A 25,832-nucleotide genomic window follows, 5' to 3' on the forward strand; every position below is an offset into this window, starting at 1 on the left:
AGCATGGCTCTGTTCTCTCGACGCCCCGCAGAAAAGCCTGCCGAGACGCCTGAGGTCGCCCCAGAGGGCCCGGCCACGGATGCCCCGGCCTCGGACGCGTCGGCAGAGGAACCGGACTTCGACGCTGTCGTCGGAATCTCGATGTCGTCCTTCCAAGGCCTCGGCGCGCCGGCACCGGCGCCCGGCAGCGGAGCACAGGACACCGCGCCTCCGGCGCCGACGGCAGGCGAGGCCGACAGTGCCGCGCGCCCCACGCCGCAGGACAACGGTCCGCTTGTGGCCGCCCTCGCGGCGCTCCCCGAGCGGCCGGAACCGGCCCAGCTGCTCCAGGTGGCGCGCCAGCTGCTGCAAGGGCACCTCTATCTGCGTGTCAAAGGCGACGCCAAGCGGATGCTCGCCGAGGGCGAGAACATCCCCCTCGCCATCACGACGATCGGTGAGAACCAGTACGTTCTCGCCTACAGCGGAGTGAACGCGCTGCGGGCGAGCCTTGCCGCCGACGGTGCCACCGACACCTCGGCGATGGCACAGCCGGCGCAGGCGGTCCTGCGATTCCTTCTGTCCGGCACGTATGCCGGACTCATCGTCGACCCGGCGTCCGCCCCCGCGCGAGCGCTGCTCTCCCGCGACCTCATCGCCCAGATGATGGAGCAGGCCGATCCGGAGTTCCGCGTCAAGAAGCTGCTCGCGGCCCGCCGCACCGACTCCACGCCCGATGAGGTCGTCGCGGCCATCCCGTCCTCGCGCCTGTGGATCGCGGTCAACAAGCCCGAGGGTTCGGATCAGGTCGGTGTCGCCGAGGCCCGCACTGCCGATGGTGACCGTCTCATCGAAGTGTTCACCCATCCCATCGAGATCGCCGCGCTCGGGCGCGGCGATCGCCCCGCCTCCGTGACCGGCGCACAGCTGGGAGCCGCGTTGCGCGCGGACCCTGGCCTGGCCGGCATCCTCATCGATCCCGCAGGGCCGTGGATCCGACTCGATCGTGATCAGCTCGCTCCGCTCATGGTCGAGACGCCCAGCGATGGCGACTGACCGGATCATCCTCGAGATACCCGGTCCGGACGGAGACCGGGAGGTCGGCCTGTCCAGTCCCGATCGCGTCCTGTGGCCCGCCGTCGGGATCACCAAACGCGAGCTGGCCGAGTACCTCCTGGCGGTCGCCGTCCCCTTCCTCGCGGCCAACGGCGATCGGCCGGTCTCGCTCGAGCGTTACCCCGATTCGGTCGAGGGGGAGATGTTCTTCTCCAAGAACCCGCCCAAGGGTGCGCCGCCCTTCGTCGACACCGTCACCGTGACTTACAACAGCGGGCGGCGGCATCCGCAGATCGTCCTCACCGAGCCCGCCGCCGTCGTGTGGGCCGCGCAGATGAACACCGTCGTGTTCCACCCGTGGGCTTCGCGGACCGCGAACACCGACAACCCCGTCGAACTGCGCATCGACCTCGACCCGCAGCCGGGCACCGACTTCGCCGACGCCGCCGCGGTGGCCCCCGCGCTGCGGGACGTCCTCGCCGAGGCGGGGCTGGAGGCGTGGATCAAGACGAGCGGGAATCGCGGCATCCACCTGTTCTGTCCGATCGAGCCGGAGTGGGAGTTCCTGGATGTCCGGCATGCGGTGATCGCCGCCGGCCGCGAGCTGGAGCGACGGATGCCGGAGCGCGTCACGACCAACTGGTGGAAGGAAGAGCGCGGGCAGCGGGTGTTCATCGACTTCAACCAGGCAAATCGCGACCGCACGATGGCGGGCGCGTACAGCCCTCGGGCATTACCGACGGCGACCGTTGCCACCCCCATCACGTGGGACGAGCTGGCCTCCGTCGATCCGGCATCGTTCACGGTGCGCACCGTGCCGCAGCGCCTCGCCGACATCGGCGACCCCTGGGCGGAGTTCGGCGCGTCGCCCGGCAGGATCGACACGCTGCTGCAGTGGTGGGAGCGAGACCTCGCGGACGGCCTCGGAGAGTTGCCCTTCCCGCCCGAGTTCCCCAAGATGCCCGGCGAGCCCCCGCGGGTCCAACCCAGCCGGGCGCGCACGCCCGACCCGACCGACCATCCCGAGACCGAGGGGGACTCGTGACCGCATCGACCGCAGGTGAATCCCGCGCCGACCAGACCGCCGGGCGGACCGAGGCGGCGACGATCGACCAGTGGATCGCACGTGCGCTGCGCAGCCGGTGGATCGTGCGTGCGCCCATTCCGCTCTTCCGGGCGGGACTGGGCTGGGTCTTCGGAGGTCGCCTCATGCTCATCGAGCACATCGGCCGCACGAGCGGGGAGCCACGGTACGTCGTCGTCGAGGTCATCGAGCGCGAGACGAACGCGATTCGGGTGGCCTCCGGACACGGACCGAAGGCGCAGTGGTTCCGAAACCTCTCCGCCCACCCCGCCGCACGCCTCTGGGTCGGCCGAGCGAAGGCTGTGCCCGCGGTCGCGCGCATCCTCCCCGACGAGGAGGCTGCCGCCGTGTTGGCGCGCTACGCGCGGGTCCATCCCGATGCGTGGGAGCACCTGAAGGCTGCGATGGACGAGCTCGCGGGTGGCGATGCCTCCGTCCCCGTGATCGAGTTCACCCCGCCGCCGCGCTGATCCGACCGGCAGCCGACGGTCACCTCTCGAGCACCGCTCCCACGTCGTACGCACGCACCGACTCGAGCTGCTCATACGTGCAGGAGCGGGGATCGCGGTCGGGCCGCCACCGCAGGAACTGGACGGTGTGCCGAAAGCGCCACTTCTCGAGCTGGTCGTAACGCACCTCGAGCACCCGCTCGGGCCGCAGCTGCACGAACGACACGTCCTTCCCCGACGCGAAGCGGGACCGCTCGCCCTCGCCCGTGATCGCCGCACCGGACTCGTCGCGCTCGACCAGGGGCGCCAGCTCCTCGACGAGCGCGAGCCGACGCGCGTTCGACCAGGCCGCGACACCACCGACCTGAACGAGCTGACCGTCGTCGGTGTAGAGGCCCACAAGAAGCGATCCGACCCCTTGGCCGCTCTTGTGGATGCGGTAGCCGAGCGCGACGACATCCGCCGTGCGCGCGTGCTTGATCTTGAACATCGCGCGCGTGCCCGGCGCGTACGGCTGCGCGAGGGGCTTCGCCACCACTCCGTCGAGGCCGGCGCCCTCGAACTCCTCGAGCCAACGGTTCGCAAGGTGCGGGTCGGAGGTCGTGCGCGTGAGGTGCACCGGATGCGGCACGCTGCGCAGCAGGTCGACCAGCTCGGCGCGCCGAGCGGAGAACGGCTCGGCTGCCAGGTCGCGGTCGCCGCGGGCAAGGATGTCGAAGGCGATGAACATCGCGGGCGTCTGCTCGCTGAGCATCCGTACCCGCGACGCGGCAGGGTGGATGCGCGCGGTCAGCGCGTCCCAGTCGAGGCGCTGGGCGCCGGGCTCGCCCAGCGCGATCACGATCTCGCCATCGAGGAGGCACGGCTCCGGGAGCAGCAGGGAGAACGCCTCGACCAACTCGGGGAAGTATCGCGTGAGGGGTTTCGAACCGCGGCTGCCGATCTCGAGATCCGTGCCGTCCCACGACACGAGGGCGCGGAAACCGTCCCACTTCGGCTCGAAGCTCAGGCCGCCCGCGCTCGCGCCCGGCTCCGGGATGCGATCGACGGACTTCGCGAGCATCGGCTCGGGGATGGCGTAGGGCATGGGGTCAGCATCCTGTCTCGCCGGGCGACTGTCCAGCCCCCAGGTCAGGACGGCGCCGGCTCGGTCCTCTTGCGCCGAGCCCACCGGGCCGGCAGGTCCGGACCGTCCCACACCTGCACGATGCCCCAGGCGACGGCCGTGATCGGCACAGCCAACACGGCGCCGACGATGCCGCCGAGCACGGTGCCCACGGTCAGAGCGATCAGGATGACGAACGAGTGCAGCTTCATGGAGCGGCCCATCAGCACCGGTTGCAGGAAGTTGCCCTCCAGCTGGTTGACCGCCACGACCACCCCGACGACGAACAGCGCGTTGACCCACCCGTTGGCCACGAGCGCGACGAGGGCGGCGAGGATGCCGGCGATCGTCGCACCGACGATCGGGATGAAGGCGAGAAGAAAGACCAGGACGGCAAGCGGTAGGGCGAGCGGGACCTGCAGGATCCATAGGCCGATGCCGATGCCGATCGCGTCGACGAGGGCGACCGATGCCGTGCCTCGCACGTAGGCGCCGAGGGTCGAGACGGTCTTGTCGCCGATGCGGCGCGCCCGGGCTTCGGCGGAGCCGCGGAAGGGACGCAGGAGGAACTCCCACATCCGCGGTCCGTCCTTGAGGAAGAAGAAGAGCACCACGACCATCAGCACGAAGCCGGTCGCGAAGTTGGCGACGACGCTCACCCCCGCGATGGCACCGGTGCCGAACTGTGCGCTCGTGATGAAGTCCTGGAGGGAGGCGATCCACTGGTCGATCTGTTCCTGATCGATCCCGAACGGCAGCGTCTGCACCCACTGCCACAGCTGCTGGGCGCCGGCCTCTGCCTGACTGTAGAGCATGTCCCACTGGTCTCGGACCGCCCAGACGATGAGCCAGCCGACCCCGCCGAGCAGCAGCACGATCGCCAGCAGCGCGATGAGGGTCGCAAGGATGGACGGAACGCCGCGGCGCCGCATCCAGCTCATGGCGGGGGCGAACGCCGACGCGAAGATCAGCGCGAGCAGGACGGGGATCACCACGAGCGTGATCTGCTGGAGCCCCCAGATGATCCCGACCGCGAGCGCGACCACGACGATGATCTGCAGGCCGCGGGTCGCAAGCATCCCGAACTTGTCGCCCCACATCTTGCTGGGCGGGACGATGCCGTCGTCGGGGACGGCGAGGGCGCTATTGCTGTCCTTGTGCGAGCCGATGCCGAACAATCCCATTCCTCGACCGTAGCCGCGTTTGCCGGGCGCGCGCACCGGCTTGACGGGGGAGGCGGTTTCCGCAACGCCTTCCCCCAGGCGTGGGCGCCGTGAGGTCAGTCGAGCTCGCCGAACAGGTCGCCGAGAGAGATCGGCACTCCGGCCGCGTCGCCGAGCGCGGTGCGCGCCGCGTGCCAGCCGCTCATCCCGTGCACGGCGGGCCCCGGCGGGGTTGAGGCTGAGGCCAGGTACACGCCCGGCAGCGGCGTTCGCCACGGATGCCGTGACACCACGGGACGGCGGACCGCTTGCGCGATCGTGAAGGCGCCACCGGAGATGTCGCCTCCGATCTCCGCGGGGTTGAGGTGAGCCCGCTGCACCGCGGTCGAGGAATGCAGCGCCAGAATCCGGTCCCGGACACCGGGTGCGAAGCGCTCGATCTGGGCGAGGATGGCATCGGTCGCATCCACCGGTGAACCGAGCGGAACGTGTGTGTACGCCCACAGCACTGCCTTGCCGGCGGGAGCGCGCGTCGGATCGATCACCGACGGCTGCACGGCCAACACGAACGGTCTGCGCGGGATCCGGCGGCGGAGGACCTCACGTTCGGCGGCGATGATCTCCTCCCGGGTGCCGCCGAGGTGCACGGTCGGTGCACGGCCGACTTCGGGGTCGCGCCACGGGACCGGCCCGTCGAGGGCGACATCGATCTTCATGACGCCCGGCCCGTACCGGTAGCGGCGGATCGCGCCGGCGTAGCGGGCAGGAAGACCGGACGCCGTGAGCAGCAGCCGTGGCGACGTGTCCAGGATGAGGAGGTCGCCCGCGCGCGGATCGCCCCAGTCCAGGTCGTCGAGGGCGGTGACGCGCACCCCCGTCTCGATGACCCCGCCGTGGGCACGGATGTCGTCGGCCAGCGCATCCGCGATCGCCTGCGCACCTCCGCGGGGGACCGGCCACCCGCCGGCGTGCCCGTGGGCCGCCAGCAGCAGGCCCGCCGCGGCCGACGCCAGCGACGGCATCCACGTGTTGGCGTGCGCCATCGCGCCGGCCATCAGGGCGGCGGCGCGGGGTGTGCGAAAGCTCTGCGACCCGAGGCGGGTGCCCTGCTCGAGTACTCGGATGCCGTAGCGCAACGCGGTCAGCGGATGCTGCGGCATCCGGATCAGCTGGTCGCTCGTGACGGCGGTGAGCTCGTCGATGTGCCGCGCGAGAGGGCGTGTCATCGCCAGCCAGGCGCGGCCGTCGACGCCGAGGTCCTGCGCGGCGCGGTCGACATCGCGCCAGGCGATCGCGGCCGGCCCGTGGTCGAGCGGGTGTGCGTACGAGGCCTCGGGAATCAGCCACGAGACGCGCTGGTCCAGGCGCATCGCCCGGAACACGGGCGACGCCAGTGCCGCCGGATGGACGGCCGAGCACACGTCATGACGGAATCCGGGCAGTGTCAGCGCCTCGGTCCGCACCCCGCCGCCGATCCCGTCGGCTGCCTCCAGGACGCGCACGCGCAGTCCCGCCCGGGCCAGTGTCGCCGCGGCGGTCAGACCGTTCGGGCCGCTGCCGACCACGGTTGCGTGCGCCGCCATGTCGCCAGTCTGCCAGTCTCGGCACCCGCCGGCCCGGACATGCCAGGATCCGGGGCCCGTAGCGCTCAGCGCGGTGGCGCGGGTCGCATCGCCGGCGTTGACCGCTCACGTGCTGGCCGGGAAGAATCCGGGGGAGCGACGGATCCCGCCGTTGCCCGGATCCACGAGAGCGCCGCTGAGTCGATGAGCACACGGATACAGGTCGTCTACGAGTCGCAGTTCGGCAACGTCGAGCGCCTTGCGGAGGCGATCGCCGCCGAGTTCGGTGTCGCCGCGCGCGCACTGTGGGAAGGCGGCCCGGAGGTGGACACGGGCACCGATGTGGTGGTTCTCGGCGCACCCACGCATATGTTCACGCTGTCGACGGCGCTCAGCCGATCACTGGCGCGCAGCAGCGGCGGTCGGGGCGGCCCGGGAATGCGCGAGTGGCTGGCAACCGCAGCGCTGGAGCGCGCCGGAGCCGTTGCCGTGTTCGGCACCCAGAGCAGCCGGTTCTCGGGATCGGCGACGAGGGCGGCCGTGCGCCGCGCGCGTGGGCGCGGGTCGACCGTGATCGGGTCGGCGGAGTTCCTGGTGACAGCGCAGGCAGGCCCCCTCGCCGCCGGTGAGCTCGACCGAGCCCGGGACTGGGCGAGGGCGATCCGGCAGCAGATCGCCGGGGCGTCCTGACGCGCACGGCAGTCTGGGTCGCCACGGCCGGTGCGCGCCCTCGCGGCCGGCGCAGTCGCGCTCAGCCCTCGAGAGTGGAGCCGATCCGGCGGGTGACCTCGGCCAGCGGCATCCGCCGGGGGAACACGGCCACGACGACCTCGTCGTGCTCCGGGTGCGCGGGGTCGGGGTGCACGCCGAACTTGCGCATGACGTCATCGAGCGCATGGCGCAGCACCGACACGGGGACGGGTGCGGTGTCGCGGAGCAGCTGACGGAGCACATGGTTGTGGACGGCCGCGATGGCCGCCGAGAAGCCGACCGCCTCGACCGGGTCAAGCCCGGGCAACGCGCGACGCAGGTACTCATCGAACAGCCGCTCGTATCGGAACACTGTGACGATCTCGCGCTCGCGAAGCGCCGGTACCTTGCGCACCACCGAGTAGCGGCGCCGCGCGAGGTCGGGGTCGGCAGCGAAGTGCTCGAACACCGTCACGGCGGCATCGCACACCGCCGCCCACGGGTTCTCGTGCGGCTGCGACAGATACTCGCGCACCCGAGCGAGGAGCACCTCGTGGTCGGCGAACACCACGTCGTCCTTGCCGCCGAACTGCCGGAAGAAGGTGGACCGCGAGCTCCCCGCCGCCTGCGCGATCTGCTCGACGGATGTCGCATCGAAGCCATTCCGGTCGAACAGATCGAGCGCGACAGCGACGACCGCGTTCCGCGACGACGGTGTGGCGGCTGAGGTGTCGGACATGCCGTGAGCCTACCGCCGGGGGAACCTCAAGTTTGTCTCAGCGTTACCTCAAGGAAGGGGCCGCTCCGCCCAGGATCACCCCATGAACACCCGGTTTTCCGGTATCGGGCGGTAGCGTCGCCGTGCGGGGTCGCTTCGGGTGCGCAGCATCCGTCGGCGCCGCGTTTGCTTGAGAGGCGTCCGATCAGCGGACAAGGATGGAAGCGCGGATGAGCACACGCACAGCGCTGCCGTCGACACGACGGCCGCAGTGGGGTTCCGAGAAACGGCGTGAGCCGCTCTCGACCGTGCACGCGCGCCCATCGGCCGCGAAAGTGGTGTGGGCGCGGATCGCGATCGGCGCGACGATCGCCGCCTGGCTCGGTTACATGGTCGTGACGATCCTGCCCCAGCTGTTCGCCAATGAGGGGGTGTTCCGAACGCTCGAGGCCATCCTGTACGCGGCGGTCGTGACGTTCCTGACTTTCTCCGCGCTCATGTATCTGGTCGCGCGCGAAGGTGCACTTCGGCGGTTCCGCGACCACGTCCGCGCTCCGCGAGGCGAGCTCGACCGGCACTTCGCCGACGGTCATCAGGACGGGCTGACGGTGCTCATCCCGTCGTATGCCGAAGAGCCGGCCGTCGTACGCAAGACGATGTGGTCGGCGGCCCTTCAGGAGTATCCGTCGCTGCGGGTCGTGCTGCTCCTGGATGACAGCCCGTTTCCCACGGACCCGGCCGTCCGCGAGCGACTCGAGGAGACGCGCCGGATCGCCTCAGACATCGAGACGGCTCTCGCCGAGCCCGGCGAGCGATTCACGGCTGCCCTCCTGGCCTACGAGAACGAGTGGCTCCTGGGCGGCACGATCGCCCCGGACGCCGTCGACACGCTCCGCGATGAGTACGTCGCTGCCGTGGCGTGGCTTCGTGCCCTCGGCGACGCCTGGCCCCACGAGGATCACGTCGACACCTTCTTCATCGACCAGGTCGTCGGTGGGCTCGCCGATGACCTGGATGCGACGGCGGTGGCGTTGCAGGCCGCCGTGGATGCCGATGCCGCACCGACCGGTGAGCGACTTCTCGAGCTTCACCGCCGACTGGTGCGGATCTTCACGGTCGAGGCGACCACTTTCGAACGCAAGCGCTATGCGTCGCTGTCGAACGAGCCCAACAAGGCGATGAACCTGAACGCCTACATCGGCCTGCTCGGCGGGCGCTACCACGCTCATCCGACCGACGCAGGGACGGTGCTGGTCAAGGTCGGCCCCGGCGATGAGGCCGATCTCGTCATCCCTGACACGCCCTACCTCCTGACGCTCGACGCCGACTCGCTGCTGCTGCGCGATTACTGCCTGCGCCTGGTCCACTTCCTCGAGCAGCCGGAGAACCAGCGCGTCGCGGTGACACAGACGCCGTACTCGTCCTTCCGCGGAGCCCCCACGCGCATCGAGCGGCTGGCGGGCGCGACGACCGACATCCAGCACATCCTCCACCAGGGGATGTCGGCGCACGAGGCGACCTTCTGGGTCGGGGCCAACGCTGTCATCCGTCGGCGCGCGCTCGAGGACATCGTCCAGGTCGAGATGGTCAACGGCTACGAGGTCCGGCGCTACGTGCAGGACCGCACCGTCATCGAGGACACCGAGTCGAGCATCGACCTCGCCGACCAGGGGTGGACCCTCGTCAACTACCCCGAGCGCTTGAGCTACAGCGCCACCCCGCCCGACTTCGGTTCGCTCGTCGTGCAGCGGCGCCGGTGGGCCAACGGCGGCCTGTTGATCATGCCGAAGTTCCTGAAGTACGCCCAGCGGCGACGTAAGTCGCACCGGCCGATCACGATCGCCGAGTGGATGCTGCGCACCAACTACATGGCGTCGCTGGCGTGGGCGTCGTTCGGTCTGATCATGCTGCTGACGTATCCGTTCGACAGCAGACTCCTCAGCCCGCTCGTCGTGTTCGCGGCGCTGCCGTACTTCATCTCCCAGGCGAGCGACCTGCGGTACTCGGGCTATCGCACGATCGACATCCTGCGGATCTACGGTTTCAACCTGATCCTGCTGCCGGTCAACCTCGCCGGAGTGCTCAAGTCCATCGAGCAGGCGCTCACGGGCAAGAAGATCCCCTTTGCCCGAACGCCGAAGGTACGCAACCGCACGGCGACGCAACTGCTGTACGTCGTCGCTCCCTACGCGATCGTGATCTTCTCGGTCTTCACCGCGTGGTGGAACATCCTCCACGAGAACTGGGGCACCGCCGCGTTCGCGGCGTTCAACGCGACTCTCGCCGCCTGGGCCATCGTCGAGAACATCGGCATCCTCGAGTCCCTCGCCGACACCTGGCTGGGCCTCACTGACTGGATGTGGGTGGATGCGACGCCCACGAAGCCTGGGCGTGCGCAGGCCGGGTCGCCGCAGACCCAGCCCGACTGGCGGGCGGCGCTCTACCACGGCCATCCCGCGCCGGGCGAGACCGCTCCGGCCTATCTGCCTCCGCCCACGGTTCCCGCCCGCGCACCGATGCTCGAACTGGCTGCACTCGAACAGCCAGCGGTGACCGCGGCGCTGGCACTCGATCCACCGGAACCCGATCCGGTGACGGCGACCCCACCCGAGGTCGCCGACGCCGAGGCGGCTGCTGAGCCGGAACCCGAAGCGGTGCCGGCAGCCGCCCCGGCGGCCCCCGACGCGGAGACGCTCGTCGACCGGCTCGACACGGCACCCGCGATGGCCGAGCCGCAGCCGGAGGTAGACCTCGATGTCGGCCCTGAGCCCCACCTCGACTCCGAGCCCGTGTTCGACCCTGCGCCCCACCTCGACCCCGAGCCCGTGCTCGGGCTGAAGCACGAGGGGGATCCCGAACTCCTGCCGCAGGCCGTGGAGGCGGAGCCGCGGATCATCGCGGCGGCCTCCGACACCTGGGTCCCTGAGCCGCAGGTCCTGGCGGCTGAGGCCGAGCGCCAGACCGTCGTTCCCGAGCCGGAACCGATCACGCAGGCCGACCAGTTCCGCCCCACCTATGCGATCGCCCCCGCCTACGGCATGGAGCTGGTGCCCGACCTGTGGATGCCGGGACCCGGCGGCCGCATCGTCTCAGCGCAGTGGGATGACTTCGGCGACGCCGCCGAGCACCCCGTCGAGATCGCCACCGACGCATGGACTCCGGCCGACCGGCCGGACCGTGCTGTGCAGGTCTATCCGCCGGCTCAGCCGGTTCTCCAGGAGCCGCCTCGCGCCTCGCACTCCGCCGGCTCACCGCCCTTCCCCCAGGCTCATCCCGTGGCGTACCCGGCGACCCCGCAGTACGTCTTCGCGCAGCCCACTGCGGAGCCGCACGCCGGGGTGCGCTACCCGGAAGCGCCCGCGCCCACATCCTCGCGCTGGCAGGATGCCGCACCCGCCGTCGCTGACCACTGGCAGGGCCAGGCGCCGCAGTATTCGGCGCCGCCCGTCGGAGCCCCGGCGCCCTCGCCGACTCCGGTCTGGTACGACCACGCGCCGCAGCCGCAGTATCCGCAGCCGCAGTGGCAACAGACCCACGCTCCGGCGGTCTCCCCGCAACACCGGGTGTGGCCCGCCGAGACGGTGCAACCCTTCTTCCACGCGGGGGAGCCCGTCGGCGATCAGGCAGCGCAGCCGGGAGACTGGCACGCCGTCTCCGCGCCCGAGGAGTGGCCTGCAGGCTCCACCCCGGCCGCGGCGAGGGCCGTCCCCGACGCTGTTCCGGTAGGTGTGCCACCGGGGCGGATGCCACTGCGCAATGAGGTTCCCCTCTCGCCCGGCGCTCCCGTGTCGCGCCCGGTGCGCGGCAGAGGTCGAGGGTGGTGACCGACAAGGCGGCGACGAGTGCCCACGAGCGCAGAGCGACGGGTCCGCACGCCGGCAAACGCCTGTCGCCGTGGCGCGTCATGCTCGGCATCCTCATCGCCGCCGCCGCCGGGGTGGCGATCTGGTTCGGATTCCACACGGTTACCGACCGGGTGGTGATCGACCCGAATCAGCCCTGGTTCGCGGCCTACGTCGACACGACCCTCACCCCGGCCTACGCGTTCGAGTCGCCCGCGTCCGCTGCCGACGAGGATGTCGTCCTCGGGTTCGTCGTCGCGGCCGACGAGAGTACCTGCGAACCCTCGTGGGGGGCGGCCTACTCGCTCGATCAGGCTGCCCGCGACCTCGATCTGGACCGTCGCATCGCGCGGCTGCGTCAGCAGGGCGGCGACGTCGTGGTCAGCTTCGGCGGCCGGGACAACACGGAGCTGGCGGCAGCCTGTCCCGATGCCGAGTCTCTCGCCGCCGCGTACCGGGCGGTGATCGACCGGTACGACCTCACGCTCATCGATCTGGACATCGAAGGCGAGGCGCTCACGGATGCCGCAACCGGCGCGCGCCGAGCCGAGGCGTTGCGCATGCTCCAGGACGAGCGGGACCCCGACGATCCGCTCACGGTGTGGGTCACTCTGCCGGTGACGCCCGAGGGCCTCGATGCCGCCGGTGAGGCCGCGGCCGCACAACTGATCGACGCCGGTGTGCGCCTCGGTGGGATCAATGCCATGACGATGGACTACGGCGTCGACCTCGGGGGTCGGACGATGGGGGATGTCGCGATCTCCGCGATCCGGGGAGTGCGCGACCAACTCGTGGAGATGCTGCGGGACACGGACGAGCCGCTCAGCTCGGCGGCGGCCTGGGCTCGTATCGGCGCGACACCGATGATCGGCCAGAACGACATCGTGGACGAAGTCTTCACGATGGACGACGCCGCTCAGCTCAACCAGTTCGCCCGGGAGGCCGGGCTCGGACGGGTGTCGATGTGGTCGGCGAACCGGGACCGCTCGTGCGGGGACAACTACGCCGATGTGCGGATCGTGTCGAACTTCTGCAGCGGCGTCGATCAGGGCCAGGAGAGCTTCGCGGTGGTGCTCGGCGATGGCCTGACGAACACGGGCACATCCGGCAGCCACACGCCCGTGCCGCTGCCCAGCGCGTCGGCGACGGATGACCCCGCCTCGAGCCCGTACCCGATCTGGAACCCCGAGACCCGTTATCTCGCGGGCTCGAAGGTGGTGTGGCACGGCATGGTCTACACCGCGAAGTGGTGGACCCGGGGGGATGTTCCCGATGACCCGATGGTCAGTGGCGCCGAGAGTCCCTGGGATCTCGTGGGTCCCGTGCTTCCGGGTGAGACGCCCTACGCGGTGCCGACCCTGCCGCCGGGGACCTACCCCGACTGGTCCGGCGATGCGGTGTACCGCGAGGGCGACCGCGTGCTCTATGACGGCGTGCCGTTCGAAGCCAAGTGGTGGACACAGGGCGACAGCCCTGCTGCGGCATCCGACGATCCCGATGGCTCGCCGTGGGTTCCGCTCACCGCCGCCCAGATCGAACAGATCGCGGGCGGCTGAGCGCCCGCGATCACGGCGGCGTCTCAACCGTTCTTTCTCGGGTAGTAGGCTGCTTTCTTGGTCGAACTCTCTCGACATCGAGACATCAGACACCCCTCACCCACCCGACGCCGCAGCGGAGGACATCAGCGTGGATCTGTACGAGTACCAGGCACGAGACCTATTCGAAAAGTACGAGGTGCCGGTGCTCCCCGGCATCATCGCCGACACCCCTGAGGAGGCGAGGGCGGCTGCCGAGAAGATCGGCGGTGTCGTCGTCGTCAAGGCTCAGGTCAAGACCGGCGGCCGCGGCAAGGCCGGCGGCGTCAAGGTCGCGAAGAACGCCGACGAGGCCTACGAGGCCGCGAAGGCGATCCTGGGCCTGGACATCAAGGGACATGTCGTGGGGCGCGTCATGGTCGCCGCCGGCGCCAAGATCGCGGAGGAGTACTACTTCTCCGTGCTGCTGGACCGTGCGAACCGCTCGTACCTGAGCCTGTGCTCGGTCGAGGGCGGCATGGAGATCGAGCAGCTGGCCGTCGAAAAGCCCGAGGCGCTCGCGCGCGTCGAGGTCGACCCGCTCGCCGGGATCACGCCCGAGAAGGCGCTCGAGATCGCCTCAGCCGCCGGCTTCGACGCCGAGCTGGCCCCGAAGGTCGCCGACGTGTTCGTCAAGCTTTTCGCCGTCTACACCGGCGAGGACGCGACGCTCGTCGAGGTCAACCCGCTCGTGCGCACCGAGGACGGCGAGATCATCGCCCTCGATGGCAAGGTCTCGCTCGACGAGAACGCCGGGTTCCGTCACCCCGAGCACGAAGAGCTCGAAGACAAGGCTGCCGCCGACCCGCTCGAGGCCAAGGCCAAGGCGAACGACCTCAACTACGTCAAGCTCGACGGCGCCGTCGGCATCATCGGCAACGGCGCGGGCCTCGTGATGTCGACCCTCGACGTGGTCGCCTACGCCGGTGAGGCCCACGGCGGCGTCAAGCCCGCGAACTTCCTCGACATCGGCGGCGGGGCATCCGCAGCCGTCATGGCCGCGGGACTGGATGTCATCCTCGGCGACCCGCAGGTCAAGAGCGTGTTCGTCAACGTCTTCGGCGGGATCACGGCGTGCGACGCCGTCGCCAACGGCATCAAGGGGGCGCTGGACACCCTGGGCGACACCGCATCCAAGCCGCTCGTGGTGCGCCTGGACGGCAACCGCGTCGAAGAGGGCCGCGCGATCCTGCGCGAGTACGCTCACCCCCTCGTGACCCTGGCCGAGACGATGGACGAGGGCGCCGACAAGGCTGCCGAGCTCGCGAACGTCTGACCCGGCATCCGGACTCAACCGAAGGACTTCACAGACATGTCGATCTTCCTCAACAAGGACTCCAAGGTCATCGTCCAGGGCATCACCGGCGGCGAAGGCACCAAGCACACGGCCCTCATGCTCAAGGCCGGCACGCAGGTCGTCGGGGGCGTCAACGCCCGCAAGGCCGGCACGACCGTGAGCCACACCGACAAGGACGGCAACCCCGTCGAGCTCCCGGTGTTCGCCTCCGTCGCCGAAGCGATGGCCGCGACCGGCGCCGACGTCTCGATCGCGTTCGTCCCGGCCGCGTTCACGAAGGATGCGATGATCGAGGCCATCGACGCCGAGATCCCGCTGCTCGTGGTCATCACCGAGGGCGTCCCGGTCGGCGACACCGCCGAGGCCTGGGCGTACGCGAAGAGCAAGGGCAACACGACCCGCATCATCGGCCCCAACTGCCCCGGCATCATCACGCCCGGCGAGTCACTCGTGGGCATCACGCCCGCCAACATCACCGGCAAGGGCCCGATCGGCCTCGTCTCGAAGTCGGGGACCCTGACCTACCAGATGATGTTCGAGCTGCGTGACCTCGGCTTCTCGACTGCGATCGGCATCGGCGGTGACCCGATCATCGGCACGACGCACATCGACGCGCTCGCCGCGTTCGAGGCCGACCCCGAGACCAAGGCGATCGTCATGATCGGCGAGATCGGTGGGGATGCCGAAGAGCGCGCCGCCGACTTCATCAAGGCCAACGTGACCAAGCCGGTCGTCGGCTACGTCGCGGGCTTCACGGCTCCCGAGGGCAAGACGATGGGCCACGCCGGCGCCATCGTCTCGGGCTCGGCGGGCACGGCGCAGGCCAAGAAGGAAGCCCTCGAGGCCGCGGGCGTCAAGGTCGGCAAGACGCCGTCCGAGACGGCGGCCCTGATGCGCGAGATCATCGAGTCTCTCTGACATCGTCTTCCTCTCGAGACACCCTCCGTCGCGCGAAGCACCGCGCGACGGAGGGTGTCTCGCATGAGGGGTGGTGCCTCGCGGACAGGTGTGGGTGCGGGCGGGGGAGCCGGGCGGTAGCCTGATGCCATGCCGCTGACTGGAGAGTACAAGCCGTCGACGTCGGAGTGGGCGCGCACGCAGGCCGAGACCTATGAGGCAACCGGAGGTGCCGAGGGCTCGACGCTGCGCGGCAAGCCTGTCATCGTCCTGACCACGCTCGGCGCGAAGACCGGGGGGCTTCGCAAGACGGCGCTCATGCGCGTCGAACACGACGGCAGCTACGCGGTGATCGCATCGAAGGGCGGCGCGCCGGACGAACCGAAGTGGGCCGGCAACATGCGCAAGAACCCCACCGTGGAACTGCAGGATGGCGCCACAAAGCGCGACTACCGTGCGCGCGAGGTCGACGGCGACGAGCGCGAGCTGTGGTGGGCGCGCGCGGTCGAGGTCTGGCCCGATTACGACGAGTACCAGAAGAAGACCGACCGGCGTATCGCGGTCTTCGTGCTCGACCCGGCCTGAGCCTCCCCTCCCCGCCCGACGGAGGCTGGGAGTTCGCTCGCAGTGGGGGGTTTTTCCGGTCCGCCGCCAGGTTCTGGACACGCGCGCACGGCACAATTAGCTCGGCGCCGCCCGTGCGCCTCGGAGCCATCATGAACGACACCGCGCGAGCCGCCCCGACGCCTCGTCGCACCGCGACATCCGCCCCATCCCGGTCCCACACCCCCTGGTGGATTTGGACGCTCGCCGCCGTCGGCGTGCTCGGTCTGCTCGCCTTCACGATCGTGATCGGCATCATGGCGGTACCGGCGGCCCTCGCCAACCTGCGCACCCAGGTGGCCAGCGTGCACAGTCCCCTCGTCCTCGGGTCGGGACCGACCTCCGTCGAGGTGGTTGTTCCGGACGGATGGCTCATCACCCGCCCGGACGACTCCCACGCCCTCATCACGACTCCTGACGGCGGCATGACCGTCGATGTCGACCTGGACGCCGAGGCTCCCGCGGACGCGGCAACCACGGCCGGGGTCGCGTCTCCGCTTGTCGAGGTGCTCGCATCCGGGTTGACCGCCGCGCACGGGTCACCCGTCCCGACGTCCGAGGGCGACCCCGCCGACGTGCCCGCCCTCGTCGCTGCCGTTGGCCCTGTGGCCGGCGGCTCGATCGTGTTCTCGGTCTCGACTGCCGACCTCGACCGCTATCGGCCGGCCCTGGCGAACCTGCTCGAAGGAGTGCGCCCGTGACGACCTCGCCCGCGCGTGCGGTACGCCCCGCAGCGACCGTTGCCGCTCTCGCTGTCGCATCCGTGCTCGTCGCGGGTTGCGCGCCGGCCGTCGATGCCAGCTGGACGCCGCCGATGTGGCCGGCGACGACCCTGCAGGTCGTCGAGGAAGAGCCCGCCGCGCTGAGCGCGGAACCCGGGCAGCCGCTGGCCGCCCACGTCTCGCCCGAGCGGATTCGGCAGGACGGCGTCGGGATCCAGGCACGGTACGCGCTGCTGCCCGGCGTCGGGGCGTTCAACGACGCGGTCAGGGCCGCCATCCGCACCGCGGTCGGCGCGCGCCAGGATGCCACCGGCGCGACCTACAGCCCGCAGGCGGGGGCCGTCGGTGCGGGCCTCGCGGACAGGTCCTGTCGCCCCGGTTCAACCGCAGCACCCGCCGCGCAGCTGTTGGCCGACCCGGCACTTGCCGGACCCATCGTGGGCGGCGGTTCGGCGACGGTCGTCTGCGACGTGGTGTGGGCGGCGGGAAGCATGTTCGGGCAGCGCCTGCGCACCCTGATCTCGCAGGCTGACGGCGTGGTCGCCGACAGCGTCGAGACCCTCTACGCCGACACCGCCACCGGGGAAGTCGCCACGGCTGCGCAGCTGTGGACGACGGATGCTGCGGCAGCGCTGGCCGACGAGGTCTTCGAGGGGCTGCGCCGCGCGGCGGGTTCCCTCTCGCTCGCGCCGCTGGCAGACCCGTCCGCCCTCGAACGGCTGGCAGGCGCGCTCGCCACCACTGTGCCCTCACCCCAGGGCGGTATGCAGTTCACGATCCCGGCGGGTTTCACCACCGACGCGCTCGCTGCTCTCGGCATCCCGCCCACCGATGCTGCCCGGACGATCCTCGTCCCTGCCGCGCGAGCCGACCCGCTGCTCACAGACCTCGGCCGGCGGTTGCTGGCCTCCGCCGGGCAGCCGTACTCGGGCCCGAGTGTGCAGAAGCCCGGGGATGTGCCGGTCGACTGTTCGCTGACGCCGTGCGTCGCCCTCACCTACGATGACGGCCCGAGCGATCTCACTCCCGGGGTGCTGGACGCTCTCGCCGCCCACCGCGCTGGCGCAACGTTCTTCGCGATGGGAGAGAAGGCGAAGGCGTATGCGGGGACCCTGCAGCGGATGGTCGCCGAGGGTCATCTGGTCGGGAACCACAGCTGGAACCATCCGGCCCTGACCACGCTCACGGATGCTCAGATCCGGGCGCAGCTGCGCGATACGACGGCTGCGCTGGAGGCGGCGTCCGGTCAGGAGATCACGACCTTCCGCCCGCCGTACGGCGACTACAACTCGCGCGTCCTCGCGGTCGCGGGCATGCCCGCCATCCTGTGGGACGTCGACACCGAGGACTGGAAGGGCCCCGCTGACGACGTGCTCATCGAGCGTGCGGTGACGCAGCCGCGGCCGGGATCGATCGTGCTGCAGCACGACATCCACCAGAACACCGGGCGCACGGTGGGGGCGGTCTGCGACGGGCTCCTCGACCGCGGATTCACGATCGTGACGGTCCGGGACCTGTTTCACGGCGCGGTCCCGACATCCGGGGCGTGGCGCAGCGCTCGGTGAGTCGACCGGCAGCGGGCGCGCTGATCGGTAAGGTCGAACCCGCATGAACCGGGTCATCGTCTTCCTTCTCGCGGCGTTCGACGCGCTCGTCACCGTCGCGGCCGGGGTGGCGGTCGTCCTCGCCCCCGCTACCCTCGTGTGGGTCGTCGGATTCGGTGGTGCCGCGCCGTGGGATGCGCTGTGGCCGACGGCGGCGATGGTGTGGCAGCTCGGTCACGTCGTGCCGCTGGAGATCACACTGCCGGCCGACTACGTCGGGGCCGTCGGCATCGATCCGGATGCGGCGAGCTTCACGCTCTCGCTCGCGCCGCTGGCGTTCGCGGCCTTCGCCGCGGTCTCGGCAGCCCGATCGGGTCGCCGCGCGTCGCGCTCCGGCGCTGCGTTCACCGGCGCAGCCGGGGGCGCTCTCGCGTATGCCGCGGCGGCCGCGGGCATCGCTCTGACCGCCGGCAATCAGGTTGCGGCGACCTCGCTGACCGAAGCGATCCTCTTCCCGGCGCTGGTGTTCGCCGTTCCCGCGCTCCTGGGAGCCATCGTCACCGAATGGCAGGATGCCGATCGCGGGCTCATCGCGGCGGTGCGCGAGCGAGTCGAGGACCTGCCCGAGGATTGGTCTCGAACGCCGACCATCATCGTCCGCACGGGCGCGATCGCGACCGTCGGGATCGTCGGTGTGGCCGCACTCGCCACCGCTGTCGCGATCTTCGCGCGTGGCTCCCAGATCGTCGGTCTGTACGAGGCCTCCCACGTGGATGTCCTCGGTGCCGTCGTCCTCACGCTCGGGCAGCTGCTCTACCTGCCGACACTCATCGTGTGGGCGCTCGCGTTCGTCGCGGGCCCGGGTGTCTCGCTCGGGGTGGGGTCGACGGTCGCGCCGTCCGGAACCACCACCGGCGTCCTGCCGGGTGTGCCCTTGATCGGGGCGCTCCCCGAGTCGACGTCGCCGTGGCTGCTGCTGCTCGTGCTCCTGCCCCTCGGCATCGGGGCCTTCGCCGGGTGGGTCGCCCGGTCGTTGTACTCGGCGGATGCCGAACGCCTCCCGGTCCGCATTGTCACGACACTGGGGATCGCCGTCGTCGCTGCCGCATCTGCGGCAGTCCTCGCGGGGCTTGCGTCCGGTTCGCTCGGGCCGGGGACGCTGGCGCGGGTCGGACCAGAGCCGGGCCCCGTGGCCCTGGCCATCGGCCTCGAGATCGGCGTGGGTGCGGCGATCCTGCTGCTCTCTCCGCGTCGGCGAGTCCGCGAGGACACCGTCGCCCCCGACCTCGCCGCAACAGTGCAGGGGCCCTCGGTAGACTGAACCGGTGCTCACCGTCGCCGTTCTCATCTCCGGCGCCGGATCCAACCTCCGGGCGCTGCTCGAGGCGGCGAACGAGCCCGACTACCCGGCACGAATCGTCGTCGTCGGCGCTGATCGCGACGCTGACGGCCTCTCGCACGCCGAGGCCTTCGGCATCCCCTGGTTCTTCGTGCCCTACGACGAATACCCGAACCGCGAGGCGTGGGGCGAAGCGTTGCGCGACCAGCTCGCGGCGTGGCAGCCGGATCTGATCGTGCTCAGTGGTCTGATGCGGCTGCTGCCGGCCGCGGTGCTCGAGCCCTGGGCGCCGCGCATCATCAATACGCACCCCGCGTACCTCCCCGAGTTCCCGGGGGCCCACGGCGTCCGCGATGCCCTGGCGGCGGGTGTGGCCCAGACGGGCGCCAGCGTCATCGTTGTGGATGCGGGCGTTGACACCGGCCCGATCCTTGCGCAGGAGCGCATCGCCGTGTTGCCCGGTGACGACGAGGCGAGCCTCCATGAGAGGATCAAGCCGGTCGAACGGCGACTCCTGATCGATGTCGTCCGGCGCATCGCGGACGGCGAGATCAACCTTTCCGCCCCGTGACCTGCGTCGTGGATCTCGTACCCGAGGCCGACGACCACCCGAATTCACAGCTTCCCCACAACCCGTGCCCCCGGCCCAGAGCCCTGACAGCGAGGAGACCTGATGGCAGGCCCCAGCCACGACCCGTCCCTGTACCGCGACCGCGACGTCGTGCCCGTCCGACGGGCGCTGGTCTCGGTCAGCGACAAGTCCGAACTCCTCACCCTGGCGACCGCTCTTGCCGAGGCCGGTGTCGAGATCGTCTCGACCGGGTCGACCGCCGCGACCATCCGTGATGCCGGGTTCGCCGTCACCGACGTCGCGACCGTCACGGGCTTTCCCGAATCCCTCGACGGTCGGGTCAAGACGCTGCATCCCGCCGTGCACGCGGGGCTTCTCGCCGATCTCCGCCTCGCACACCACGAGAACCAGCTCGCCGATCTGGGCATCCAGCCGTTCGAACTGGTGGTCGTGAACCTCTATCCCTTCGTCGAGACCGTCGCCTCGGGTGCTCAGGGCGACGACGTCGTGGAGCAGATCGACATCGGCGGTCCGGCGATGGTGCGCGCCTCGGCGAAGAACTACGCGAACGTCGCGATCGTGGTTTCACCGGAGTCGTACGGGTCGGTCATCGAGTCGATCCGTGCGGGGGGGACGACCCTCGCGCAGCGCCGTGAGCTGGCGGCGCGGGCATTCGCCCACACGGCCGAGTACGACCGCGCCGTGGCGACGTGGTTCGCCGACGAGACGCTCGGGGAGGATGTCGACCTTCCGGCGCACCTGACGATCCGCGCCGAGCGCCTCGCGACGTTGCGCTACGGCGAGAACATGCACCAGCGCGCGGCAATCTACACCCGCACGGGGGGTCACGGTATCGCCCAGGCGACCCAGCTGCAGGGCAAGGACATGTCCTACAACAACTACGTCGACGCGGATGCCGCGCTCCGGGCCGCCTTCGACCTGGTCAAGCCCGCTGTCGCGATCATCAAGCACGCGAATCCGTGCGGCATCGCCATCTCGGCACCCAACGCGCTCGATCCGATCGCCAGCGCCCACCTGCGGGCGCACGCGTGCGACCCGGTATCCGCGTTCGGTGGTGTCATCGCCGCCAACCGCAAGGTGACGTTGAAGATGGCCGAGAACCTGCGCGACATCTTCACCGAGGTGATCGTGGCGCCGGACTTCGAGCCGGAGGCTCTGGAGGTGTTCCGACTCAAGAACAACCTGCGGGTTCTCAAGCTGCCCGACGACTGGAAGCAGGAGCCGATGGACGTGCGCCTGATCTCGGGCGGACTCCTGCTGCAGGACGCGGACCGGTTCCCCGACGACATCGAATCGGTCGCCACCGACTGGGAGCTCGTCTCCGGTGAACGGCCGGATGCAGCCACGATGACCAACCTGATCTTCGCGTGGAAGACCTGCCGCGCCGTGAAATCCAACGCGATCGTGCTGGCGAAGGACTCTGCGACCGTGGGTATCGGCATGGGGCAGGTCAACCGCGTCGACTCGTGCCGACTCGCCGTCGAGCGCGCGGGAGACCGTGCGGCGGGGTCGGTGGCGGCATCCGATGCCTTCTTCCCGTTCGCCGACGGCCCGCAGGTGCTCATCGACGCGGGCGTCTCGGCGATCGTGCAGCCCGGCGGTTCGGTGCGTGACGAAGAGGTCGTCAAGGCGGCACGGGATGCCGGCATCACGATGTTCTTCACCGGAGAGCGCCACTTCTTCCACTGAGCGGGCCGCGGGCGCTTTTCACTGAGCGGGCCGCGGGCGCTTTTCACTGAGCGGGCCGCGGGCGCTTTCCATTGAGCGGGCCGCGGGCGCTTTCCACTGAGCGGGCCGCGGGCTCCTCGACCCGCGGCGCACCCCGCTCGTTCAGGGTCTGCCGTAGGTCTCCAGCCATCGCAGCCACACTTCGCTGACGGTCGGATACGCGGGAACCGCGTGCCACAGCCGTGCCAGGGGCACTTCGCCGACGATCGCGATCGTCGCCGAGTGCAGCATCTCCGCGACATCCGGACCCACGAACGTGGCGCCCACGAGGACGTCGCGGTCGCGGTCGACGACGGCGCGGGCACGGCCGCGGTAGTCATCCGATGTCGTCGCGGCGCCGGCGACCCAGGAGAGGTCGTAGTCGAGAACCCGGATGTTGATCCCGGCCGCCTCGGCCCGTTCGGCGGTGAGTCCCACCGACGCGACCTCGGGGTCGGTGAACGTCACCTGGGGGACGTGATCGTGGTCGGCGGTGGCCACATGGGTGCCCCATCGCGAGGTGTCGACGGGTCTGCCCTGGGCCCGGGCGGCGATGACATCACCCGCCGCCCGGGCCTGGTACTTGCCCTGGTGGGTCAGAAGCGCGCGATGGTTCACATCGCCGACGGCGTAGAGCCAGTCGGTGTCTTTCACAAGCATCGTGTCGTCGACGTCGAGCCAGTCGCCCGGGGCGAGACCGACGGCCTCAAGGCCGAGGTCCGCCGTGCGCGGAACCCGGCCGGTGGCGACCAGCACCTCGTCGGCGGTGACCGAGGTGCCGTCCGAGAGCGTGAGCGTGCGCCCTGCGGGGCCGCGCGACGCGGAAACCACATCGACACCGGTGAGCACGCGCGCGCCCTGCGCGGTGAGGGCCTCGCCGACCATCTCGCCCGCGAACGGTTCCATGCCCCCCAACAGCCCGGACCGCGCGATCAGCGTCACGTCGGTGCCGAAGCTCGCGTATGCCGTTGCCATCTCGCAGCCCACGACGCCGCCGCCGATGATCGCGAGGGACGCGGGAGCGGATGCCGCGCTGGTGGCTTCGCGGCTGGTCCACGCTCCGATCTGCGCGAGCCCCGGCGTAGCCGGAAGCAGCGCGGCCGACCCCGTGCAGACCGCGACGGCGTGGATGGCGATCAGATCGACGACCTCCCCGCCCGGGCCGGTGACCTCGACCCGCTTGCGGCCGGCGATCCGCGCGTGTCCGCGGACGAGGTCGATGCCCGCGCTCTCGAGCCACTCGACTTGCGAGGTGTCCGTCCAGTCGTGGGTGATGCGCGTGCGGCGCGCCAGGGTCGCCGCGACATCAACGTCGCCGGTCACCGCCTGGGCGGCCCCGTCGACTGCCCGCGCTGCGCGCACAGCCGCGCCGCTGCGCAGCAGCGCCTTGGACGGCATGCACGCCCAGTACGAGCACTCCCCGCCCACGAGTTCACTCTCGACGATGGCGACCCGCAGGCCCCCCTGCACGGCTCGGTCGGCGACGTTCTCGCCGACGGGGCCCGCCCCGATCACAACCAGGTCATACTCCTGCGCGCTCATGGGCCTACGCTAGCCCGAGCGTCCCGCCCTGTCGCGGCTCTCCCGGTCCGAGCGCGACACTCGCGCGGCAGGAGGCGATCGCGCGAGGTCGGGGAGGGGGGATGCTGCCGTGTCTGTTTTCCGCCAGTGGGGACCTGTACGGCGTGGCAGTCTGGACGCATGCTGTCGATGACCTTCGAGGAACGGTACGCCGCGATCCAGTCGCGCGACGGCCGTTTCGATGGTCAGTTCGTGACGGCGGTTCGTTCCACCGGAATCTACTGCCGGCCCAGTTGTCCGGCCCGCACCCCGAAGCCGGCGAACGTCACGTTCTATCCGACGAGCGCGGCGGCCCACGAGGCCGGCTACCGGGCCTGCAAGCGCTGCCTGCCCGAGGCGGCACCCGGCTCGCCGGAGTGGGACATCCGCGGGGATCTCGCGGCGCGCGCGATGCGCCTGATCGCCGATGGGGTGATCGAGCGGGAGGGCGTCCCGGGTCTGGCGCGCCGCCTCGGCTACTCGCCGCGGCATCTCACGAGGATCCTGACCGCGCAGCTCGGCGCGGGCCCCCTCGCGCTCAGTCGCGCGCAGCGCGCGCACACGGCACGGATGCTGCTCGTGGGCACCGCGATGTCGGCATCCGACATCGCCTTCGCCTCCGGGTTCGCGAGCGTGCGGCAGTTCAACGACACGATCCGGGAGGTCTTCGGGTTGACCCCCCTCGAGTTGCGCGCCCGTCGCGGGGGAGCCGGGTCACCCGCCGGGGTCATCGATCTCGCGCTTCCGGTGCGGGAGCCCTTCGATGCGGCGGGGCTGTTCGCGTGGATGAGCGCGCGAGCGCTCCCGAGCGTCGAATCGGCGAGTGAAACATCCTTCGCGCGCACGGTACGACTCGCGTCGGGACCCGGCAGGTTCGAGGTCACGACCGATCCCGGCGGCGCCGTGCGGCTGCGGGCTACCGTGACCGCGCTCTCCGACCTTGCGGCACTCGTCGCCCGGGTGCGGCGCATCTTCGACCTCGACGCAGATCCCCTCGCCATCGACGCCGCGCTGTCTCGGCATCCGGAGCTCGCCCCTCGGGTCCGCCGGATTCCGGGCATCCGCGTGCCCGGTGCTGCCGATCCTCACGAGATGCTCATCCGCGCGATGGTCGGCCAGCAGATCAGCGTCGCCGCCGCCCGAACCGCCCTGTCCGCGCTGGCAGACGCGCTGGGCGAGGAGGTCCCGGGCCCCGAGGGTATGACGCGGCTGTTTCCGACGATGGCGGCGATCGCCGAGCACGGCGCCGAGGTGCTCCGAGGCCCGCGCGCCCGCATCCGCGCCATCGTCGGCGCCGCGGAGGCGCTGGCCGAGGGCCGGCTCACCCTGACGATCGCCGACGACGGCGTGCAGCAGCGCCGTGCCCTTCTTGCCCTACCCGGGGTCGGTCCCTGGACGGCCGACTACGTGCGGATGCGGGTGCTCGGCGATCCGGACGTCTTCCTGCCCACCGATGTCGCGGTTCGCGCCGGCGCGACCGCGCTCGGCATCGGGCCCGCGCACCTCGAGGGGTGGGCGGGAACCGTCGCGCCCTGGCGGAGTTACCTGAGCGCGCACCTGTGGCGCGCGGCGCCGCCCCGCCCCACCCGGACTCCCGCATCCCGCCCCGCCCGGCGGCGCGCGACACCCGCGATCACGACCCCGTCTGCTCCGGTACGGAGCGCACCCGCAGAGGAGATCCCCGCATGACCGACACCGCTGTGCTCGAGGTCGTCGACACCCCCGACGGGCCGTTCGCGATCCTCACGACCGAAGACGGCGTCGTGATGTCGTCGGGATGGACCGACTCGCCGCAGCGGATCGTCGAGCGTATCCGCCGGGACCGACGACCCGACCGCGTGCGCCCGGGCAGAACGGATGCGGCATCCGTTGTCGGCGACTACTACGCGGGTGACCTCGCGGCGATCGACGCCGTGAGGGTCAGGCAGTTCGGCACGCCGGGCCAGCTCGCAGGATGGGCGGCCCTGCGCCGGATCCAGCCCGGCGCGCCCCTGTCGTACGCCGCCTTCGCGACAGTGCTCGGGCAGCCGTCCGCGGTGCGGGCTGCGGCATCCGTCTGCGCCCGGAACGCCCCCGCGCTGTTCGTCCCGTGCCACCGCGTGCTGCGTACCGACGGGAGCCTCGGCGGCTTCGCGTGGGGTCTCGACGTGAAGCGGTCCCTCCTGTTTCGCGAAGACCCGTCCTTGCTTTCCGCGGACTCACCGGCCTAACCTGGAGGGCTGCCGCGTCGCGCGGGGCCCATCACGCCAAGGAGGATGCCATGTATCAGGTCGCACTCGTCGCGAGCATCGCCGTCCTCACCGCCTCCGTGCCTGCGCCCGGCGCGCGCCGCGGATTCACCGCGACGCC

21 protein-coding genes are annotated in these 25,832 nt (G+C 70.7%); 16 read left to right on the top strand and 5 right to left on the bottom strand.

Annotated elements, in window-relative coordinates; all coding sequences use genetic code 11:
- Positions 1-3 precede the first annotated feature (3 nt).
- From ACSGC5_RS11135 to ACSGC5_RS11145, 3 genes are read left to right on the top strand one after another with little or no spacing between them, the layout of a single operon-like run.
- The gene (locus tag ACSGC5_RS11135) at positions 4-1,035 is read left to right on the top strand and encodes an SseB family protein (RefSeq protein WP_434970686.1); all 1,032 of its coding nucleotides are present in this window, start codon (positions 4-6) and stop codon (positions 1,033-1,035) included.
- On the top strand, positions 1,025-2,080 hold the full coding sequence (gene ligD, locus ACSGC5_RS11140; protein WP_434970687.1) for a non-homologous end-joining DNA ligase: 1,056 nt from the start codon (positions 1,025-1,027) through the stop codon (positions 2,078-2,080). The genes ACSGC5_RS11135 and ligD overlap by 11 nt, the downstream gene beginning before the upstream one ends.
- Positions 2,077-2,589 carry a nitroreductase family deazaflavin-dependent oxidoreductase gene (locus ACSGC5_RS11145; RefSeq protein WP_434970688.1) on the top strand — a complete coding sequence of 171 codons (513 nt, stop codon included), beginning with the start codon at positions 2,077-2,079 and terminating at the stop codon, positions 2,587-2,589. Before ligD ends, ACSGC5_RS11145 begins: the two co-directional genes overlap by 4 nt.
- 19 nt (positions 2,590-2,608) lie before the next feature.
- On the opposite strand, the gene ACSGC5_RS11150 is transcribed toward ACSGC5_RS11145, so the two are convergent.
- The 3 genes from ACSGC5_RS11150 to ACSGC5_RS11160 form a co-directional block, all read right to left on the bottom strand.
- Positions 2,609-3,655: an ATP-dependent DNA ligase gene (locus ACSGC5_RS11150; RefSeq protein WP_434970689.1), complete on the bottom strand. Its 1,047-nt coding sequence runs from the start codon at positions 3,653-3,655 to the stop codon at positions 2,609-2,611.
- Positions 3,656-3,699: 44 nt separating this feature from the next.
- A complete protein-coding gene (locus ACSGC5_RS11155; protein ID WP_434970690.1) occupies positions 3,700-4,857 on the bottom strand; it encodes an AI-2E family transporter in 1,158 nt (385 codons plus the stop codon).
- 95 nt (positions 4,858-4,952) lie between these two features.
- The gene (locus ACSGC5_RS11160; RefSeq protein ID WP_434970691.1) at positions 4,953-6,419 is read right to left on the bottom strand and encodes a phytoene desaturase family protein; all 1,467 of its coding nucleotides are present in this window, start codon (positions 6,417-6,419) and stop codon (positions 4,953-4,955) included.
- A 183-nt stretch (positions 6,420-6,602) separates the two neighbouring features.
- Here ACSGC5_RS11160 and ACSGC5_RS11165 point away from each other — a divergent pair, with 183 nt between their 5' ends.
- Positions 6,603-7,088 (top strand): flavodoxin family protein, encoded by a 486-nt coding sequence (locus tag ACSGC5_RS11165; RefSeq protein ID WP_434970692.1) that lies wholly within the window; start codon positions 6,603-6,605, stop codon positions 7,086-7,088.
- A gap of 61 nt (positions 7,089-7,149) precedes the next feature.
- Here ACSGC5_RS11165 and ACSGC5_RS11170 read toward each other — a convergent pair whose 3' ends face one another.
- Positions 7,150-7,827 (bottom strand): TetR family transcriptional regulator, encoded by a 678-nt coding sequence (locus tag ACSGC5_RS11170; RefSeq protein WP_434970693.1) that lies wholly within the window; start codon positions 7,825-7,827, stop codon positions 7,150-7,152.
- A gap of 209 nt (positions 7,828-8,036) precedes the next feature.
- On the opposite strand from ACSGC5_RS11170, the gene ACSGC5_RS11175 reads away from it, so the two are divergent.
- The 10 genes from ACSGC5_RS11175 to purH all read left to right on the top strand — a co-directional run bounded on the left by ACSGC5_RS11175 (position 8,037) and on the right by purH (position 21,905).
- A complete protein-coding gene (locus ACSGC5_RS11175) occupies positions 8,037-11,630 on the top strand; it encodes a glycosyltransferase family 2 protein (protein WP_434970694.1) in 3,594 nt (1,197 codons plus the stop codon).
- Entirely contained in the window at positions 11,627-13,204 is a 1,578-nt protein-coding gene (locus tag ACSGC5_RS11180) for a chitinase (protein WP_434970695.1), read from the top strand. The genes ACSGC5_RS11175 and ACSGC5_RS11180 overlap by 4 nt, the downstream gene beginning before the upstream one ends.
- 130 nt (positions 13,205-13,334) lie before the next feature.
- Positions 13,335-14,498, top strand: a complete 1,164-nt coding sequence (gene sucC / locus ACSGC5_RS11185) for an ADP-forming succinate--CoA ligase subunit beta (RefSeq protein ID WP_434970696.1) — start codon at positions 13,335-13,337, stop codon at positions 14,496-14,498.
- A gap of 36 nt (positions 14,499-14,534) precedes the next feature.
- Complete coding sequence (sucD, locus tag ACSGC5_RS11190) at positions 14,535-15,437, top strand: succinate--CoA ligase subunit alpha (RefSeq protein WP_434970697.1); 903 nt, start codon at positions 14,535-14,537, stop codon at positions 15,435-15,437.
- A 129-nt stretch (positions 15,438-15,566) separates the two neighbouring features.
- On the top strand, positions 15,567-16,001 hold the full coding sequence (locus tag ACSGC5_RS11195) for a nitroreductase family deazaflavin-dependent oxidoreductase (protein WP_434970698.1): 435 nt from the start codon (positions 15,567-15,569) through the stop codon (positions 15,999-16,001).
- Positions 16,002-16,132: 131 nt separating this feature from the next.
- Positions 16,133-16,720: a hypothetical protein gene (locus ACSGC5_RS11200; protein WP_434970699.1), complete on the top strand. Its 588-nt coding sequence runs from the start codon at positions 16,133-16,135 to the stop codon at positions 16,718-16,720.
- The gene (locus ACSGC5_RS11205; RefSeq protein WP_434970700.1) at positions 16,717-18,306 is read left to right on the top strand and encodes a polysaccharide deacetylase family protein; all 1,590 of its coding nucleotides are present in this window, start codon (positions 16,717-16,719) and stop codon (positions 18,304-18,306) included. The genes ACSGC5_RS11200 and ACSGC5_RS11205 overlap by 4 nt, the downstream gene beginning before the upstream one ends.
- 43 nt (positions 18,307-18,349) lie before the next feature.
- Entirely contained in the window at positions 18,350-19,606 is a 1,257-nt protein-coding gene (locus ACSGC5_RS11210; protein WP_434970701.1) for a cell division protein PerM, read from the top strand.
- Positions 19,607-19,610: 4 nt separating this feature from the next.
- On the top strand, positions 19,611-20,195 hold the full coding sequence (purN, locus tag ACSGC5_RS11215) for a phosphoribosylglycinamide formyltransferase (protein ID WP_434970702.1): 585 nt from the start codon (positions 19,611-19,613) through the stop codon (positions 20,193-20,195).
- 102 nt (positions 20,196-20,297) lie between these two features.
- Positions 20,298-21,905, top strand: a complete 1,608-nt coding sequence (purH, locus tag ACSGC5_RS11220; RefSeq protein WP_434970703.1) for a bifunctional phosphoribosylaminoimidazolecarboxamide formyltransferase/IMP cyclohydrolase — start codon at positions 20,298-20,300, stop codon at positions 21,903-21,905.
- 141 nt (positions 21,906-22,046) lie between these two features.
- On the opposite strand, the gene ACSGC5_RS11225 is transcribed toward purH, so the two are convergent.
- Positions 22,047-23,465: a dihydrolipoyl dehydrogenase family protein gene (locus ACSGC5_RS11225; RefSeq protein WP_434970704.1), complete on the bottom strand. Its 1,419-nt coding sequence runs from the start codon at positions 23,463-23,465 to the stop codon at positions 22,047-22,049.
- A gap of 168 nt (positions 23,466-23,633) precedes the next feature.
- Between ACSGC5_RS11225 and ACSGC5_RS11230 the strand changes: the two genes are divergently transcribed.
- Positions 23,634-25,172 (top strand): AlkA N-terminal domain-containing protein, encoded by a 1,539-nt coding sequence (locus tag ACSGC5_RS11230; RefSeq protein ID WP_434970710.1) that lies wholly within the window; start codon positions 23,634-23,636, stop codon positions 25,170-25,172.
- A complete protein-coding gene (locus tag ACSGC5_RS11235; RefSeq protein ID WP_434970705.1) occupies positions 25,169-25,693 on the top strand; it encodes a methylated-DNA--[protein]-cysteine S-methyltransferase in 525 nt (174 codons plus the stop codon). The genes ACSGC5_RS11230 and ACSGC5_RS11235 overlap by 4 nt, the downstream gene beginning before the upstream one ends.
- Positions 25,694-25,832: the final 139 nt, after the last annotated feature.

This window comes from Microbacterium sp. bgisy207 (assembly GCF_965345035.1).
In the GTDB taxonomy this organism is placed as follows: domain Bacteria; phylum Actinomycetota; class Actinomycetes; order Actinomycetales; family Microbacteriaceae; genus Microbacterium.

What these genes read in the sequence shown, in the direction of transcription:
- ACSGC5_RS11175 (WP_434970694.1), top strand. Translation starts at nt 8,037, where the DNA reads ATGAGCACACGCACAGCGCTGCCGTCGACACGACGGCCGCAGTGGGGT.
- ACSGC5_RS11155 (WP_434970690.1), bottom strand. Translation starts at nt 4,857, where the DNA reads ATGGGATTGTTCGGCATCGGCTCGCACAAGGACAGCAATAGCGCCCTC.
- ligD (WP_434970687.1), top strand. Translation starts at nt 1,025, where the DNA reads ATGGCGACTGACCGGATCATCCTCGAGATACCCGGTCCGGACGGAGAC.
- ACSGC5_RS11150 (WP_434970689.1), bottom strand. Translation starts at nt 3,655, where the DNA reads ATGCCCTACGCCATCCCCGAGCCGATGCTCGCGAAGTCCGTCGATCGC.
- ACSGC5_RS11170 (WP_434970693.1), bottom strand. Translation starts at nt 7,827, where the DNA reads ATGTCCGACACCTCAGCCGCCACACCGTCGTCGCGGAACGCGGTCGTC.
- purH (WP_434970703.1), top strand. Translation starts at nt 20,298, where the DNA reads ATGGCAGGCCCCAGCCACGACCCGTCCCTGTACCGCGACCGCGACGTC.
- ACSGC5_RS11165 (WP_434970692.1), top strand. Translation starts at nt 6,603, where the DNA reads ATGAGCACACGGATACAGGTCGTCTACGAGTCGCAGTTCGGCAACGTC.
- ACSGC5_RS11195 (WP_434970698.1), top strand. Translation starts at nt 15,567, where the DNA reads ATGCCGCTGACTGGAGAGTACAAGCCGTCGACGTCGGAGTGGGCGCGC.
- ACSGC5_RS11200 (WP_434970699.1), top strand. Translation starts at nt 16,133, where the DNA reads ATGAACGACACCGCGCGAGCCGCCCCGACGCCTCGTCGCACCGCGACA.
- ACSGC5_RS11230 (WP_434970710.1), top strand. Translation starts at nt 23,634, where the DNA reads ATGACCTTCGAGGAACGGTACGCCGCGATCCAGTCGCGCGACGGCCGT.
- ACSGC5_RS11160 (WP_434970691.1), bottom strand. Translation starts at nt 6,419, where the DNA reads ATGGCGGCGCACGCAACCGTGGTCGGCAGCGGCCCGAACGGTCTGACC.
- ACSGC5_RS11135 (WP_434970686.1), top strand. Translation starts at nt 4, where the DNA reads ATGGCTCTGTTCTCTCGACGCCCCGCAGAAAAGCCTGCCGAGACGCCT.
- ACSGC5_RS11210 (WP_434970701.1), top strand. Translation starts at nt 18,350, where the DNA reads ATGAACCGGGTCATCGTCTTCCTTCTCGCGGCGTTCGACGCGCTCGTC.
- ACSGC5_RS11225 (WP_434970704.1), bottom strand. Translation starts at nt 23,465, where the DNA reads ATGAGCGCGCAGGAGTATGACCTGGTTGTGATCGGGGCGGGCCCCGTC.
- ACSGC5_RS11235 (WP_434970705.1), top strand. Translation starts at nt 25,169, where the DNA reads ATGACCGACACCGCTGTGCTCGAGGTCGTCGACACCCCCGACGGGCCG.
- sucD (WP_434970697.1), top strand. Translation starts at nt 14,535, where the DNA reads ATGTCGATCTTCCTCAACAAGGACTCCAAGGTCATCGTCCAGGGCATC.